The organism is Mesorhizobium sp. M2A.F.Ca.ET.043.02.1.1, assembly GCF_003952405.1.
Lineage (GTDB): Bacteria > Pseudomonadota > Alphaproteobacteria > Rhizobiales > Rhizobiaceae > Mesorhizobium.
Genome location: NZ_CP034445.1, coordinates 6,646,013 through 6,662,616 on the forward strand (window position 1 = coordinate 6,646,013; position 16,604 = coordinate 6,662,616).

The window sequence follows — 16,604 nt, forward strand, 5'->3', positions numbered from 1 at the left end:
ATCAAGAAGGGGCGGCGAAAGCCGCCCTTTCAATCTGCTTGCCGACCATCTCGGCGAGGCGGCGCACCGTGTTCCAATTGCGCGTCGTGCCGATACCCACACGTTTGTGGTTGATGGCCGCGAGCAATCGCGAACTCGGCCTTTCACGGGAAAATACAAACCAGATGTCGCCGCCGACCAATCGCACCTTCTCATCTTCGGCAGCGTAGGCGGCAAGGTCGGCAACAGCTTCCTCAAACGCAGGCTCACGCATCACGCGCACCGCAACCTGATCGGCCGCACCGGCGGATTCAGCCGGAAACGGATTGCCGGCGGCAAGTTTCAGCCAATCCTCGGCGCCACGCACGATGATGTCGACCTGGCGACCAAAAGTATTCTCGAAGGCCTTTTCCAGCCGTTGCTCGAGCTTCGAAATTTCACCTGTCCGCGCCTCGAACACCAGATTGCCGGTGGCCACCAGCGTGCGGACGTTCTTCAATCCCAGACCCTCGGCCATCGCCTTGAGATCGGCCATAACCACGCGCCGCCCCTCGCTCAGAATGATGCTGTAGAGCAGCGCGACGTAGGTCTGCATTATGAATCCGCACGGCCAACTCGCAGGCTGGAGCCTGGATATCAACACATCCTAAACCAGGCGCGACTGATCCACCGCCGCCGAGATGAAGCTGGCGAACAGCGGATGCGGCTCGAGCGGCCGGCTCTTCAGTTCGGGATGGTATTGCACGCCGATGAACCAGGGATGGTCTGGATATTCGACCGTCTCCGGCAGCACGCCGTCGGGCGACATGCCGGCGAAAACCAGGCCGCACTCTTCCAGCCGCTGCTTGTAGTCGATATTGACCTCGTAGCGGTGCCGGTGGCGCTCGGAAATCTGCGTGTCGCCGTAAATGTCAGCAATTTTCGAGCCCTTGGCGAGTTCGGCCTGGTAGGCGCCGAGCCGCATCGTGCCGCCGAGATCACCGGTGGCCCGGCGCTTCTCAAGCATGTTGCCTTTCAGCCATTCGGTCATCAGGCCGACGACGGGCTCATCCGTCGGGCCGAACTCTGTCGACGATGCGTGATCGACGCCTGCCAGCGAGCGTGCCGCCTCGATGCAGGCCATCTGCATGCCGAAGCAGATGCCGAAGTAAGGCACTTTGCGCTCGCGCGCGAACTTCGCCGCCAGGATCTTGCCCTCCGAGCCGCGTTCGCCAAACCCGCCGGGAACGAGGATGCCGTGCACCTTCTCCAGCCAGGGAGCGGGATCCTCCTTCTCGAAGATCTCGCTTTCGATCCAGTCGAGCTTGACCTTGACGTGGTTGGCGAGGCCGCCATGCGACAGCGCTTCGATCAGCGACTTATAGGCGTCCTTCAGCCCCGTGTACTTGCCGACAACGGCGATGGTTACCTCGCCTTCCGGATTGTGGATGCGCTTGGACAGCGCCTGCCAGGGCTCCATGCGCGGTTTCGGCGCCGGGTCGATGCCGAAGGCGGCGAGCACTTCCGAATCGAGCCCCTCCTGGTGATAGGCCATCGGCACGTCGTAGATATGCGGCACGTCCAGCGCCTGGATGACGGCGCTTTCGCGCACGTTGCAGAACAGCGACAGCTTGCGCCGCTCCTCCTTCGGGATCGGCCGGTCGGCGCGCACCAGAAGGATGTCGGGCGCAATGCCGATGCCGCGCAGTTCCTTGACCGAATGCTGCGTCGGCTTGGTCTTCAGTTCGCCGGCGGTCGGGATATAGGGCATCAGCGTCAGATGCACATAGACCGCGTTGTTGCGCGGCAGGTCGTTGCCGAGCTGGCGAATCGCCTCCAGGAAAGGCATCGCCTCGATATCGCCGACCGTGCCGCCGATCTCGCACAGTACGAAGTCATAGTCGTCATTGCCGTCCAGCACGAAATGCTTGATCTCGTCGGTGACGTGCGGGATCACCTGAACGGTCGCGCCGAGATAGTCGCCGCGCCGCTCGCGCTCGATGATGTTCTTGTAGATGCGGCCGGTGGTGATGTTGTCCTGCTGGTTCGCGGAACGCCCGGTGAACCGCTCGTAATGGCCGAGATCGAGGTCGGTCTCGGCGCCGTCATCGGTCACGAACACTTCGCCGTGCTGGTACGGCGACATCGTTCCGGGGTCGACATTGAGGTAGGGGTCGAGCTTTTTGATCCGCGCGCGATAGCCTCGCGCCTGCAGGAGAGCCCCAAGAGCTGCTGCGGCGATGCCTTTTCCGAGTGAGGAAACCACGCCGCCTGTGATGAATACATATCGCGCCATGGGAGTCATCGCTTAACGCGGCCTGATTGATTCCGCCAGAGAAAAAACCGCCGCGAAGGCTTTTTCCCAAAATGGCACGGGGGGCCCGCAAAGAGGCTTTGATACATTCAAAACAAAAGGGCCGGCGGTGCCGGCCCTTTCGGCAGTTTGATGGAAACCCTTAGATAATAACGACCTTCGTGCCGATCTTGACGCGGCTGTAGAGGTCCATGACGTGCTCGTTGATCATGCGGAAGCAGCCATTGGAGGCGCTGGTTCCGATCGAGTTCGGCGCGATCGTGCCGTGGATGCGCAGATGCGTGTCCTTCTTGCCGTCATAGAGGTAGATAGCGCGCGCGCCGAGCGGGTTCTCGCCGCCGCCGGGCATGCCGTCCTTGTACTGGCCGTAATGCTTCGGCTCGCGCTTCTGCATGTCGAGCGTCGGGATCCAGCGCGGCCATTCCTGCTTGTCGCCGACCGCCACGGTGCCCTTGAACTGCAGGCCTTCGCGGCCGACAGCGATGGCATAGCGGCGCGCAGTGGAAAACGACTCGACGAGGTAGAGGCGACGGGCGCTGGTGTCGATCACGATGGTGCCCGGCTCATAGCCGGTGAACGTGACGTCCTGCGGCACGAATTCCGGCTTCACCTTGAAGGGCCGCTTGGCGTCCTTCTTGGCCAGCGCCGAATCAAGTGCGCGGGTCTCTGGCAGATAGCTGATCGAGGACACCGAGGCACCGCCGAACAGGCCTGCGAACAGCCCACCGCTGCTCGTCTGCTTCTGGCCGGGCTGCTCACTGCGCAATTCACCGTTGTTGCCGGTGGCGGTGATGTTCATGGCTTCCGCCGGGATCGGCTCCTCGGCCTTGACCGCAACGAGCGGCGCTATCGGCTCCAGCGGCGCAAGGATGTTGGTGGTGTTCTTGGCCGGTTTGGCGTCGGCGACTTCAGATGCGGCCGCCCCGCCGCCCTTCTTGGCGAGCCATTCCTGGCGCGCCGCGTCTGCCTTGGCCTTTGCCGCCTCGCGCATCGCCAACTTGCGAGCCTCGAGCGCCTTTTGCTTGGCGGCTTCCTTGTCGGCCACGATCTTGGCCTCGAGCTTGCTGATCTGCGCAAGGTCGTCCGAAGTCGGGTTTTTCTTCTTCTTGAGGAGCCTCAGCTGCGATGCGTCGCTTTTGGCGGCGACGACTGGAATTGCGTCGGTCGTCTCTACCGACGGGGAAGTGGCCAGGTTTGCCGGTCCGGCAAAGGCCGCGGAACCCATGCCGAGGACGGCACAGACTCCCAGGAGGATGAAGCTGCGAAGCTGCATGGCGAAGATCCGATTGTCAAAAGCAAGTTGCCCACGGCATCGCCCGGCGCCCCCCAAGGACGCAGATAAAGTGCCGCGGGCAATCTATAATCGATTAGCCGTCATCGCCTCAAGCTGAGGCAGGCGCCACGCCCGGTTGAATCTTTGTGATCGGACGCGCATTTGCCGCGACTGTGTTCAAAGAACAACAGATCGCGGCCCGGTCCTTGGCTGGCTACTGGTTCGGAACCTGCGGCGTGACCGGCAAGGTGACGCCGTTGGCTGCCGGCGCTGGCGCAGCCGGAGCAGGCGTTGTCCCCGGAGCCGGCGCCATGGTGCCGTTGGCAAGAGGCGTCGTGGTCGTCGTACCGCCTGACGGAGCCGCGGGAGTCGTGCCGCTGGCCGGAGCCGCGGGCTTGGAGGTGCCCACCGGCCCATTGGAACCCGGCAGCTGGTTGAGCACGCCGCTGCCCTGGCTCGACGTCGCCGGACGGTCGAGAATGTCGATCGGCTTTTCGCCGTAGCGGGCAAGGATCGACAGCGCCAGCGAGGTCACGAAGAACGCAGCCGCCAGGATCGCGGTGGCGCGGGTCAGCGCATTGGCAGCGCCTCGCGCGGTCATGAAACCGGAGCCGCCGCCGATGCCCAGGCCGCCGCCTTCGGAGCGCTGCAGCAGCACCACGCCGACAAGGGCGAGCACGACCATGAGGTGGATGACGATCAGTACGGTTTCCATAATTTATCCTGGCGAGGCCAAGCGCTGCCGCGCATACGACCGGTGTTTTGGAGGCGGCTCCTTACAATGCTTTGGCGGCATTTCCAAGCCCGTGGCCGGGAATATGGGAAGCAATGCGGCCGATACAACGATTTATGCCGCTGAAGCCGAGGTGACGTTCTCTAGGAGATGTTCATGTAGGCTTCCGCGATCGCCAGGAAGTCGGCCCCCTTCAGGCTGGCGCCGCCGACCAGCGCGCCGTCGACATTCTCGACGCCGAGCAGTTCCACCGCGTTGGACGGCTTGACCGAGCCGCCATAGAGAATGCGCATCCTGGCCGCGGCATCGCCGAGCAGACCGGTCAGCTTGCCGCGGATATGCGCATGCGCCTCGGCGACGTCGGCCGCCGTCGGGGTCAGGCCGGTGCCGATCGCCCACACCGGCTCGTAGGCAATGATGGTGTTCGCCGCAGTGGCGCTGGTCGGAACCGATCCTTCGAGTTGGCGCGACAGGACATCGAGTGTGGCGCCCGCCTCGCGTTCGGCGCGCGTCTCGCCGATGCAGATGATGGCCACCAGCCCTGCCCGCCAGGCAGCCGAAGCCTTGGCATGGACCGTCGCATCGTTGTCGCCGAACAGTTCGCGGCGCTCGGAATGGCCGACAATGACATGGCTTGCGCCGGCGTCCTTCAGCATCTCGGCGGAAATCTCGCCGGTGAAAGCGCCGCTCTCCTTGGGATGGCAATCCTCTCCGCCGGCCCGCACCGGCGTGCGCGACAGGATCTCGGCTGCGCGCTGGAGCAACGTCGCCGGCACGCACACCACCGCTTCGGTCTCGGCGTCGAGTCCGCTCATGAACCCGTTGCCGATCGACCGCAGCTCGTTGAGCGAGGCGCTGGTGCCGTTCATTTTCCAGTTGCCGGCGACAAGGGGGCGGATTCCAGGGGTCATGGGACTCGTTCTCCGAGCGACATTAAGCAGCGCCCTCACTACCAAAATCAGGTCACAAAGCAATCGACAGTGGACCGGAAGGGCGCTATTGCGCTTGTTTCAGACTCGGCGCACGCGAAAATGCGCAAAACTCGGAAGTATGCATGCTTGGTATATTGAGAAGCGCGGCGGGCACCTGGGTCGCGAAAGCGCTGCTGTTGTTGCTGGTCCTGAGCTTTGCCGCCTGGGGCATTACCACGCGCATGGTGGGCGGCGTTCTGGGCGGCCATCACGCGGTGATCACTGCCGGCGGCACCGAGGTCTCGATCAACGAATACCGCCTCGCCTACGATCGTCAGCTCTCGATGTTGTCGCAGCAATATGGCCAGCGCGTCACCCAGGAACAGGCCAAGCTGCTCGGTGTCGACAATCAGGTGCTGGCGCAGCTCGTGTCGGGCGCTGTGCTCGACGAACAGGCGCGCAAGCTCGGCCTCGGCCTTTCCAAGGACCGGCTGGCCGAACTGACACGCGAGGATCCGGCTTTCAAGGGCCCCAGCGGCCAGTTCGATCGCCGGACGTTCGAATACCTCCTTCGCCAGCTCAACATGCGGCCCGAGGATTATCTCAAGAACCGCTCGCAGGTGGCCGTGCGCCAGCAAATCGTCGAGGCGATCTCCGACGGGCTGAAAGTGCCGCAGACCTTCCTCAAGGCGGTCTCGCTCTACCGCGGCGAGGACCGCACGATCGACTATCTGGTGCTGCCGAAAACGCTGGTGCAGCCGATCGAGGCGCCGTCCGACAGCGCCCTCAACGCCTATTTCGACGCCAACAAGAAGAACTACGCCGCGCCGGAATACCGCAACTTCTCCTATGTCCGGCTGGAACCGCAGGACATCGCGGATCCGTCCGCGGTGACCGACCAGCAGGTCAGCGAAGACTACAACAAGAACATCGCGCGCTACACGACGCCCGAGATGCGCACCATCGAGCAGCTGGTGTTCAAGACGCCGGACGCGGCCAAGGCGGCTTTGGATTCGCTGAAGGCTGGCGCCACCTTCGACAAGCTCGTCACCGCCGAAGGCAAGACGCAGGCCGACACGCTGCTCGGCACGCTGTCCAGGGATAAGATCGCCGACAAGGCGGTTGCCGACGCGGCCTTCTCGCTCAATGCCAACGAGGTGAGCCAGGTCGTCCAGGGCGCCTTCGGTCCCGTGCTCCTGCGCGTCACGGAGATCAAGCCGCAGGTCGTGAAGCCGCTTTCGGAAGTGTCCGCTCAGATCCGCAAGGACCTGGCGCTCGGCGAGGCAAGCCGTATCCTGCTCGACGTGCATGATAGTTACGAGGATACCCGCGCCTCGGGCGCCTCGCTTGCCCAGGCCGCCGACAAGCTGAAGCTCAAGGTCGTCACCATGGACGCCATCGACCGCACCGGCCAGCGGCCGGACGGCAGCGTAGTCAATGACCTGCCGCAATCGGCCGATCTCATCAAGGCGGTGTTCGCGGCCGAGCCCAATACCGAGAATGAAGGCCTGACGACCGCCGACAACGGTTTCGTCTTCTACGAGGTGCAGTCGATCACGCCGGCGCGCGACCGCACGCTGGATGAGGCCCGCAAGAAGGTCGTGGCCGACTGGACGGAAGCCGAGACCGACAAGCGGCTCGACGCGAAGGCGCAGGAGCTCGAGAAGCGCCTCAAGGCCGGCACCACGCTCGACGTCACCGCCGGCGAGCTCAAGCTCGACAAACAGACCAAGCGCGGTTTGAAGCGCGAAGCCGACGATGCCGATTTCGGCAAGGAGGGTGCCGCCGCCATGTTCGGAGTCGGCGAAGGCGGCACCGGCCTGATCCCCTCGCCCACCGGCGACGGCCAGATCCTGTTCAGGGTCGCCGAGGTCTTCGAGCCGGCTGGCGCCGACGGCAGCACGGTGCCGGACGAGGCGCAGAAATCCTTCGGCGCCGGCATGTCCGACGACCTGCTCGACCAGCTGGTGGCGCAACTGCAGTCGCAATATGACGTTCGCATCGATCCGAACGCCGTTTCGCAAGCACAGACACGATGAGCGCGCTGAAGACACATATAGCCAAGGTCGCCACCGGCACCGCGCTTTCCTTCGAGGAAGCCCGCGAGGCGTTCGACATCATCATGTCGGGCGACGCGACGCCCGGCCAGATCGGCGGCTTCCTGATGGCGCTGCGCGTGCGCGGCGAGACCGTGGGCGAGATATCCGGCGCGGTCGCCACGATGCGCGCCAAGATGCTGCGTGTCGAGGCGCCGCAGGGCGCCATCGACATCGTCGGCACCGGCGGCGACAATTCGCACTCGGTTAACATCTCGACCGCTTCGGCCTTCGTCATCGCCGCCGCCGGCGTGCCCGTCGCCAAGCACGGCAATCGCGGCCTGTCCTCGCTGACCGGCTCCGCCGATGTGCTGACGGCGCTGGGCGTCAGAATAGATATCTCGCCGGAAATGATCGGCCGCTGCATCCATGAGGCCGGCGTCGGCTTCATGTTCGCGCCGGCGCATCATCCGGCGATGAAGCATGTCGGGCCGACCCGGGTCGAGCTCGGCACGCGCACCATCTTCAATCTGCTCGGACCGCTGTCGAACCCCGCCGGCGTCAGCCGCCAGATGGTCGGCGTTTTCCTGCCGGAATGGATCATGCCGGTGGCCGAGACGCTGAAGGCGCTAGGCGCCGAGCACGCCTGGGTCGTCCATGGCGATGGCTATGACGAGATCACGACCACGGGCGAGACGCAGGTTGCGGAGCTTGCCGGCGGTGAGATCCGCACCTTCACCCTGACGCCGGAAGCCGTCGGGCTGAAGCGGCACACCAAGGAAGAGCTACGCGGCGGCGACGCGGCCTACAACGCCAGGCAACTGCGCGATATGTTGGGTGGCGCCGTGGGCGCCTATCGCGACACGGTGCTGATGAACGCCGGCGCCGGTCTGGTTGTGGCCGGCAAGGCGACGACGCTTGCCGACGGCATCGCGGCGGCAGCGCAAGCGATCGACAGCGGTCGCGCCCTTGCGGTGCTGGACAAGCTCGTCGAGATTTCGAACGGATAAGGCCTTGTCGGACATCCTGCGCAAGATCGAAGCCTATAAGCGCGAAGAGATCGCGGCAGCGAAGGCGAAGATACCGCTGGCCGAGATCAAGGCGCGCGCAAAGGATGCCGGTGCGACGCGCGGTTTTTTGGCGGCGCTCGAGGCGAAGCGAAGAGCGGGGAGCTTCGGGCTGATCGCCGAAATCAAGAAGGCCAGCCCTTCCAAGGGGTTGATCCGCGCCGATTTCGACCCCCCGTCATTGGCGCAGGCCTATCAGCAAGGTGGCGCCGCGTGCCTTTCGGTGCTGACCGACGCACCGTCTTTCCAGGGCGCTCCGGAATTCCTGACGGCCGCGCGCGCAGCGGTGCGCCTGCCGGCCCTGCGCAAGGATTTTCTGTTCGATCCCTATCAGGTCTACGAAGCACGCGCCTGGGGCGCCGATGCGATCCTCATCATCATGGCGAGCGTCGACGACGCGCTGGCCAGCGAGCTTGAAGCGACCGCCTTCGAGCTCGGCATGGACGCACTGATCGAGGTGCATGATGAGAATGAAATGCAGCGCGCGCTCACTTTGTCTTCGCGGCTGATCGGCATCAACAACCGTGATCTCAGAACCTTCCAGACCAGCCTCGACGTTTCGGAGCGCCTGGCCGCCATGGTGGCGGCGGATCGGCTGCTGGTCAGCGAGAGCGGCATCTTCACGCATCAGGATTGCCGCCGGTTGGAGAAGAGCAAGATCGGTACTTTCCTCGTCGGCGAGAGCCTGATGCGGCAGGCGGACGTAGCTGCCGCGACCAAGCTTCTGCTGACAGGCAAGGCAGCGGCCGAGGCCGTTTGAGAATGCCCGCCCTCACCCATCTCGGCGCCAAGGGCGAAGCCAACATGGTCGATGTCGGCGAAAAGGCCGAGACGACCCGCACGGCAATCGCCGAGGGTTTTGTCTCGATGCGGCCCGAAACGCTGGAGATGATTCTGGCCGGCGACGCCAAGAAGGGCGATGTGCTGGGCACCGCCCGTATCGCCGGCATCATGGCCGCGAAGAAGACGCATGAATTGATCCCGCTTTGCCATCCGCTGCTTCTGACCAAAGTGGCCGTCGAGATCGAGCCGGACCATTCGCTGCCCGGCCTCAAGGTGACAGCGCTCGCCCGCGTCACCGGCAAGACCGGCGTGGAGATGGAAGCGCTAACCGCCGCCTCGGTCGCCTGCCTCACCATCTACGACATGGCCAAGGCGGTGGATCGCGGCATGGTGATTTCCGGTGTCCGGCTGGTCGAGAAGACCGGCGGCAAATCCGGTGACTACAAGGCGGATGCCTGATGGCGCTGGTACCGGTCGCCGAAGCGCTCGCGCGCTTGCTCGACGGCGCAGCACCTTTGCCGGGCGAGAGCGTGCCGCTGGCGGACGCGGCCGGGCGGGTCCTGGCGGAACCGGTTGTGGCGCTGCGCACGCAGCCGCCCTTCAACGCCTCCGCGATGGATGGTTATGCCGCGCGTTCCGCCGACGTCGCTTCAGCGCCAGCGCAATTGGAAGTGATAGGCATGGCGCCTGCCGGGCGCGGTTTCTCCGGAACCGTCGGCAAAGGCCAGGCCGTGCGCATCTTCACCGGCGCGCCGCTGCCTGAAGGCGCCGACACCATCGTCATCCAGGAAAACGTCCGCGACCTCGGCAATGGCAGGATCGAGGTGACGGAGCCGACCGCGCAAGCACGCAATGTCCGGCGCCGCGGGCTCGACTTCGGCGAGGGCGACGTGCTGCTCGGAAATGGTCGCGTGCTCGACGCGGCGGCCCTTTCGCTGGCGGCTTCTGCCAACCACCCTGCCTTGAATGTCGTGCGCCAGCCGCTGGTCGCGATCATCGCCACCGGCGATGAATTGCTGCCGCCGGGCAGCACGCTCGGCCCCGATCAGATCATTTCGTCGAATGCCTATGGCGTTGCCGCCGCCGCCCAGTCGGTTGGCGCACGCGCACTCGATCTTGGCATCGCGGCCGACCGCAAGGAGGCGATCGCCGCGCTGGTCAGGAGAGCGGTCCAGGCGGGCCCGGATGTCATCGTCACGCTCGGCGGCGCCTCGGTCGGCGATCACGACCTGATCCATGACGTGCTGACCGGCGAAGGCATGCGGCTCGACTTCTGGAAGATCGCCATGCGTCCCGGCAAACCGTTGATGTTCGGCCGGCTTGGCAATGTCCGCTGCATCGGCCTGCCAGGCAATCCGGTGGCAAGCATCGTCTGCTCGCAGCTCTTCCTGAAGCCGCTGCTTGCCCGGCTCGGCGGCCGCAATTTCAGGCAGGACGTGCGAACGGCCCGGCTGGGCGCCGCGATGCCGGCCAACGATCTCAGGCAGGACTACGTGCGCGCCGTGGTTCGCGAGGATGCCGGTACCCTGGTCGCGACGCCTTTCGGCATCCAGGACTCCTCGATGCTCAGGATGCTCGCCGACGCCAACGGCCTGATCGTGCGCGAGCCCTTCGCGCTGGCTGCGGAGGTTGGCGCCGAATGCAGCGTGCTTATGCTGCGCTGATAGATCGACAACGCCGGTGGTCCGGACGTCGACGAAGTCGATCGTTCGTACGTTGAGAACGTCGATCGTTATTCGTCCACCAGCGTTCGGGTCAGGGGATGGTCGGGATCGGCGAGACCATCGACGACGTTGAAATGATGCCGGTCCGGCTCGACAACTGACTGGGTAGCGGCGCCAAGCCCCGTCCAGATGTTGGCGAGCAATACGCTCTGGCGCAGGAATTCCGAGCGCTCGCCGCCGCCGACCCAACAGGTGATGCGGGTTCCTTGCACGGGCCGCAGCAGCGCTGGGCTTTCGCTAAACGCTTCCCGTTCGTCGATGTTCAGCGTCTCGTTCAAAGCCGTGAACATCAACGACCGAAGGTCGTGCAGGCCTGAAATCGAAACGACCTTGCGTATGCGTTGCGCCACCATGGCGCCCAGCGGCGAAGTCGTCGTCGCCATCCGGCTGGCGAGATGTCCGCCGGCCGAATGTCCGGTCAGCATCAGCGGTCCCTCGACCATGGCCGCCGCTTTGCCGATCGCGGCCGCGACTTCATTGACGATGCCGCCGATCCTGGTTCGCGGGCACAGCGTATAGGAAGGCATGACGACGGCAAAGCCGCGGCCGACAGCGCCGGCGGCCAGATGCGACCAGGATGTCTTGTCCGATTCCATCCAGTAGCCGCCATGGATGAACACGACGAGCCCCTTCGGCGCGGCAGGCGGGAGGAAGAGATCGAACCGGCTGCGCGGCGCCTCGCCATAGACGATGTCGAGCCGCGCCCTGCCCTGCGCCAACAGCTTTTCGCGAAATGCCTGAGCTGGGCCGTCCCAGGCCGCCGGCCAGCGGTCGCCGCCAGCGATGTTCGCGCCGTTGGCGTAGGCGTCATCCCAGTCGACAATGCGGTGTCCCAGCACCGGCCCCTCCAGCGATCGGATCGATTTCGAGTTGTCTTTGTTCGGCATGCCATTCGAAGTCAGGTGACGGCCTCCTTGATCGCATAGCGCGCTTCCTGCCAGGCGCTCGTGCGCAGGATGTCTTCCAGCACCTCGACGGCGGCCCAGACATCCCGGTAGCCGACATAGAGTGGCGTGAAGCCGAAGCGAACGGTCGACGGCGCGCGGAAATCGCCGATCACGCCGCGCTCGATCAAGGCGCGCATCACCTGGTAGCCATGTGGATGGGCGAACGACACCTGGCTGCCGCGCTCGGCGCCGTTGCGCGGGCTTTCTAGCTCAAGACCGAACGCGCCGCATCGAGCTTCGACAAGGCGGATGAACAGATCCGTCAGCGCGACGCTCTTCTCGCGCACGGCCGTCATGTCGACTTCGTCCCAGAGATCCAGCGAACCTTTCAGCGCCCGCATCGACAGCATCGGCTGCGTTCCGCACAGGAATCGCCGGATGCCCGTGCCGGCGGCATAACCCTGCTCGAACGCGAACGGTCGGGCATGGCCCCACCAGCCGCTGAGCGGCTGGCTGATGTCGGGATGATGGCGGGTGGCGGCATAGATGAAGGCAGGCGCGCCCGGTCCGCCATTGAGATATTTGTAGGTGCAGCCGATCGCGAAATCGGCATTCGAGCCGTCGAGATCCACCGGCAGGGCGCCGGCCGTGTGGCAGAGGTCCCAGACGATCAGCGCGCCGGCGTCATGGGCCTTGCGGGTCAGGGCCGCCATATCGCGCAACCGGCCGGACTTGTAATTGACGTGGTTGACCAGGATGACCGCGACACGGTCGTCGATCAGTTCCTCGATCGTCGGCGCATCGACGCCCTCGAGCCGCAGCACCGCGCCGGGCCGCGTTTCGAGGACACCCCTCCGCCATGTAGAGGTCGGTCGGAAAGCTGTCGCCTTCGGCAACGATCACCGAGCGGTCGGGTCGCATCGCGAGCGCCGCATGCAGGACCTTGTAGATGTTGATCGAGGTGGTGTCGCATACGACCGTCTGGCCAGGCGCGGCGCCGATCAGACGCCCGAGCCGGTCGCCCAGCTTGACAGGCATGTCGAACCAGCCGGCGGTGTTCCAGGCACGGATGAGATCCTGCGCCCATTCCTGCTTCGCGGCCGTCTCGATCTCGTTGAAGACATTGATCGAAGCGGCGCCCAGTGAATTGCCATCAAGGTATATCACCCCTTCCGGCAGAACAAAGCGATCGCGCAAGGGGCGCAGCGGGTCCGCGGCGTCCATCGCCACGACCTCGGCAAGATCGGGAATTCCCCTCATGTGCTACCGCCTCCATTTCGACCCAGGCCGCTACATCCCTCCGGCGACCAAGGCGGTTGTCCCATCACCGTCCGCAACCCGGCAAGAACCTTCTGTCCTATGTTAGCTGGTCCATAGACGGCAAAGGCTGAGGATCGGAATCGTCGCCAAGGTTGGCATTTTGAGTTCGTTTCGTTCACGTTACGGTACATGGTTGGGTCAGCTGACTGGATCCCTTCAGCACCTCCGCGACGATGTCGCCTCTCAATTTCAGCATAAGGAGAATTGCAAAATCGAGCGGAATCAATGACACAGCCCAACCGGTGGCGGCCAGGCACCGTCGGATGCAACATTCTTTCGCCCGCCTTAAGAAATTCATTAAACTTTAAACGGTTGCGGAACACAACTGGAACAGATAGTGTTTGTTCTGGGTTTGTTTTTCTGATTCTGGTTTCGGAACCCGTGGGGGCCGCCAATGCTGACGCGCAAACAACATGAACTCCTGATGTTCATCCATGAACGCCTGAAGGAGAGCGGGATCCCTCCATCCTTCGACGAGATGAAGGAAGCGCTCGACCTCGCCTCGAAGTCCGGCATCCATCGGCTGATCACGGCGCTGGAAGAACGCGGCTTCATTCGCCGGCTACCGAACCGGGCGCGCGCGTTGGAAGTCTTGCGCCTGCCCGACTCGATCGCTCCCGGCCTGAACGCCGCGAAGAAATTTTCGCCAAGCGTCATCCAGGGCGGCCAGGGCAATCTAAGTCGAGAGGTCAAGCCGGCAGCGCCCTCACGTACGCCGACACCCAGCAATGATGACGACGCCGCTTCAGCCGTGTCCATTCCGGTGATGGGCCGCATCGCCGCCGGTGTGCCGATCGACGCCATTCAGCACCAGACGCATTCGATCTCGGTCCCGCCGGACATGATCATGGGCGGCGAGCATTATGCGCTGGAGGTCAAGGGCGACTCGATGATCGAGGCCGGCATCTTCGACGGCGACACCGTCATCATCCGAAACGCCAACACGGCGAGCCCGGGCGAGATCGTGGTGGCGCTCGTCGATGATGAGGAAGCGACGCTCAAGCGCTTCCGCCGCAAGGGCGCCTCGATCGCGCTGGAGGCCGCCAACCCGGCCTACGAGACCCGCATCTTCGGGCCGGATCGGGTCAAGGTGCAGGGCAAGCTCGTCGGGCTGATCCGCCGCTACTGATCCGGCTTCGAGGGCTTGGCCCTCTCAGGCTTTTCATAAGGCGGCAGTCCCCTCGCCTCGCGCGTGTATTTGCGCTGCTCGTGCCAGGGCCGATATGGCTTTTCGACCGCATATTGGATGGTTGCTCGCGCGGTTGCCGATTGTGGATCGAAGAAGACGGCGGCGCTGCCGTCACGCGCCAGTTGGCGCTTGGTGACGACAAGCACGCGCTGATCCCAGCAGGGATTGTAGGCCGTCGCATCGTTGATGACGATGAGGTCGGCAAAGCCGCAGGCGGGCCGTGCGCTGTCGCGGTTTTCGGCGAGCGCCACGATCGCGCTGGACGGATGCCGGCCAATGCAGAGGTCGCCGGTGCAATAGAAGGGCGAGCCTGGCGGCAGGTCGACCGGGTCGGCGATATCGAGAGCATCCTTGGCAAATGTCTCCGGCGGTACGATGTCCTCGGCCTTCAGCGCCCGCTTCCAATTGTCGGTGGTGAACTCGTTGGAGCGTTCGCGGTTGACGGCAAGCTCGCCGCCACCGATCGGCATCGCCACGAGATGCGCGTCCTCCGAGATCAGCACATCCGGCGTGCGCACATGCGGGATGGCCAGCAGCGCGGCGAGCGCGAAGGGCACAGCGGCAAGCCTTAGCCAGGTGGTGGCCATGGTCGCGATGACGAGCGCGATTGTCGCCAGCAGCACCGACTGGATCGAGATCAATCCCACGGCATCGACTGGCGAGCGCTCGGAAATCCATGCCGAAATGGAGATCATCGCTGTCAGGCCCTTGCCCATCACATAGAGGAAGGGACCGTCGAAGCCGAACGGCATGGCGAGCGCGCTCAACACGGCGAACGGCATGACAATCAGCGAGACGATCGGCATGACCGCCAGATTGGCCAGCAGGCTGAGCGGCGACACGCGCTGAAAATGCCAGATCGCAAACAGCAATGTCGCGCTGCCGGCGATGAGCGAGGTCACAGCGGCGCCGCCCACGCCAACCGCCAGTTTTCGCGACAGGAACCTCAGGAACGAACGCTTCACCGGCGGCGCGGTCGTTTTGCCCGCGCGATAATCGGCAAAGCCGGCATAGGCGCCGACCAGGGCCGCGGTGGCGGCGAAGGACATCTGGAAGCTCGGGCCGACCACTTCATGTGGCGAGACAAGGATGACGGCAATCGCCGAGATTGCCAGGTTGCGCATCGTCAAAGCCGCGCGGTCGAAGAGCACCGCTACAAGCATAACCGCAAGCATGATGAAGCTTCGCTCGGCCGCCACCACGATGCCGGAGATGACGAGGTAAGCGGCGATCAAGGCCAGCGCGATCGCTGCGGCGTATTTCTTCACCGGGCGGCGGGAGGAGAAATCGGGAAACAGCGCGAAGGCGCCGCGCAGCAGGAACATGATCGTGCCGGCGACCAGCGCCATGTGCAGGCCGGAGATCGAGATGATGTGATAGATGCCGGTCCGTCGCATCGACTCGTTGATCGCTTCCGGAATGCCCGCGCGCACGCCGACGATCAGCGCCGCCGCGATCTCGCCTTCGGAACCGCCAATGCTGCTCCGGATGTGGTCGGCGATCCCTTCGCGCGCGTTTTCCACGGCCGACGCAATGCGCGCTCCGAAGGGTGCCCCCGTTGTCGCCGTCGAAGACGGAGCCAACAGTTTTGGGTCGCCCAGGAAAAAGCCGCTGCCGCCGATGCCGCTAAAGTAGCTGTCGAAGGAAAAATCGTAGCTGTCCGGCCGGACCGGGCCGGTCGGGGGTAGCAGCTTGGCATAGCCGGTCAGCATCGATCCGACGGTCATGCCGGGCGGGATCCTGCGCGCCGACAGCCGAACGCGGTCCGGCGCGTAGCGCAGCGTCGGGTGCTCGGTGGACATGAGATCGATGGTCAGCCGCACACGGCCATTGGCCATCGCTTCGACGGTGACCAGGCGACCGGTCAGCCGGGTCTGGATTTCGGACCCCAGCATCGGCGTCGCCATCCGCCAGGTCTCCACCTTGGCCGCAAGAAAGCCGAACGCGCAGAAAAGCGATGCCATGAAGACAAGGTGCGCTTTCTGCCAGGAGCGCGACACCGTCGCGCAGACAGCCATCAGAGCCACCGCCGCAAGCGGCCTGTAGAGATCAGGCTCGGTGCTCAGCGAGAAGTAATAGATCACGCCGGCGGCCAGGAACACCGGCACCAGCAGGAAGCCGATGCCGCGGTCGAGCTCGGTAGTGGCAGCGATCGCAACGCTTCGCCGCAGCGCAGGAACCGAAACGCGGCCGAGTTGTTTGCGGATTCGGCCTACGGTACCTGTTGGCGACGCTGGCTGCAGCGCACCGTCACCGGGCGGCGGTAACTCGGTGGGCGGATGGAGTTCTGGAAGCGAAAGCGGCGCTTCTTCAGCGGGCTCGGCATGGGCAAACATCAGGCGCTCGCTGACGCCAGCTGTCGTTTCCCCGCCCTCCTCCGTGCCCCGGCCACGTCCAGCCATCGGGTCT

At 64.5% G+C, this 16,604-nt stretch carries 13 protein-coding genes and 1 pseudogene; 6 read left to right on the plus strand and 8 right to left on the minus strand.

Annotation, left to right across the window (positions count from 1 at the left end; genetic code table 11):
• Position 1: 1 nt before the first annotated feature.
• From EJ068_RS32165 to tpiA, 5 genes are all read right to left on the minus strand, one after another.
• A complete protein-coding gene (locus EJ068_RS32165) occupies positions 2-574 on the minus strand; it encodes a DUF1697 domain-containing protein (protein ID WP_127250254.1) in 573 nt (190 codons plus the stop codon).
• A gap of 51 nt (positions 575-625) precedes the next feature.
• The gene (locus EJ068_RS32170) at positions 626-2,263 is read right to left on the minus strand and encodes a CTP synthase (RefSeq protein ID WP_126060765.1); all 1,638 of its coding nucleotides are present in this window, start codon (positions 2,261-2,263) and stop codon (positions 626-628) included.
• Between the two features lie 151 nt (positions 2,264-2,414).
• Positions 2,415-3,545 (minus strand): L,D-transpeptidase family protein, encoded by a 1,131-nt coding sequence (locus tag EJ068_RS32175; RefSeq protein ID WP_127250256.1) that lies wholly within the window; start codon positions 3,543-3,545, stop codon positions 2,415-2,417.
• 214 nt (positions 3,546-3,759) lie between these two features.
• Entirely contained in the window at positions 3,760-4,260 is a 501-nt protein-coding gene (gene secG, locus EJ068_RS32180) for a preprotein translocase subunit SecG (protein WP_126082668.1), read from the minus strand.
• Between the two features lie 161 nt (positions 4,261-4,421).
• Positions 4,422-5,189, minus strand: coding sequence for a triose-phosphate isomerase (tpiA, locus tag EJ068_RS32185; RefSeq protein WP_127250257.1), 768 nt, complete (start codon positions 5,187-5,189; stop codon positions 4,422-4,424).
• A 143-nt stretch (positions 5,190-5,332) separates the two neighbouring features.
• Here tpiA and EJ068_RS32190 point away from each other — a divergent pair, with 143 nt between their 5' ends.
• Genes EJ068_RS32190 through glp form a run of 5 tightly spaced genes read left to right on the plus strand, consistent with a single transcriptional unit; the run spans position 5,333 to position 10,739 of the window.
• Positions 5,333-7,228, plus strand: a complete 1,896-nt coding sequence (locus EJ068_RS32190) for a peptidyl-prolyl cis-trans isomerase (protein ID WP_128298085.1) — start codon at positions 5,333-5,335, stop codon at positions 7,226-7,228.
• Positions 7,225-8,235 carry an anthranilate phosphoribosyltransferase gene (gene trpD / locus EJ068_RS32195; protein WP_127250259.1) on the plus strand — a complete coding sequence of 337 codons (1,011 nt, stop codon included), beginning with the start codon at positions 7,225-7,227 and terminating at the stop codon, positions 8,233-8,235. The genes EJ068_RS32190 and trpD overlap by 4 nt, the downstream gene beginning before the upstream one ends.
• A gap of 4 nt (positions 8,236-8,239) precedes the next feature.
• Complete coding sequence (trpC, locus tag EJ068_RS32200; RefSeq protein ID WP_127250260.1) at positions 8,240-9,052, plus strand: indole-3-glycerol phosphate synthase TrpC; 813 nt, start codon at positions 8,240-8,242, stop codon at positions 9,050-9,052.
• 2 nt (positions 9,053-9,054) lie between these two features.
• Entirely contained in the window at positions 9,055-9,534 is a 480-nt protein-coding gene (moaC, locus tag EJ068_RS32205) for a cyclic pyranopterin monophosphate synthase MoaC (protein ID WP_127250261.1), read from the plus strand.
• Positions 9,534-10,739, plus strand: a complete 1,206-nt coding sequence (gene glp, locus EJ068_RS32210) for a gephyrin-like molybdotransferase Glp (RefSeq protein ID WP_127250262.1) — start codon at positions 9,534-9,536, stop codon at positions 10,737-10,739. Before moaC ends, glp begins: the two co-directional genes overlap by 1 nt.
• Positions 10,740-10,807: 68 nt before the next feature.
• Here the strand turns inward: glp and EJ068_RS32215 are convergent, their stop codons facing one another.
• Together EJ068_RS32215 and kynU are read right to left on the minus strand one after the other, a co-directional pair.
• Positions 10,808-11,638, minus strand: a complete 831-nt coding sequence (locus EJ068_RS32215) for an alpha/beta hydrolase (protein WP_245463506.1) — start codon at positions 11,636-11,638, stop codon at positions 10,808-10,810.
• A gap of 59 nt (positions 11,639-11,697) precedes the next feature.
• Positions 11,698-12,946: pseudogene (kynU, locus tag EJ068_RS32220) on the minus strand (kynureninase).
• A gap of 454 nt (positions 12,947-13,400) precedes the next feature.
• Between kynU and lexA the strand changes: the two are divergent.
• Positions 13,401-14,135: a transcriptional repressor LexA gene (lexA, locus tag EJ068_RS32225; RefSeq protein ID WP_127250264.1), complete on the plus strand. Its 735-nt coding sequence runs from the start codon at positions 13,401-13,403 to the stop codon at positions 14,133-14,135.
• Here the strand turns inward: lexA and EJ068_RS32230 are convergent.
• Complete coding sequence (locus EJ068_RS32230; protein ID WP_127250265.1) at positions 14,129-16,597, minus strand: ComEC/Rec2 family competence protein; 2,469 nt, start codon at positions 16,595-16,597, stop codon at positions 14,129-14,131. The genes lexA and EJ068_RS32230 overlap by 7 nt on opposite strands.
• Positions 16,598-16,604: the final 7 nt, after the last annotated feature.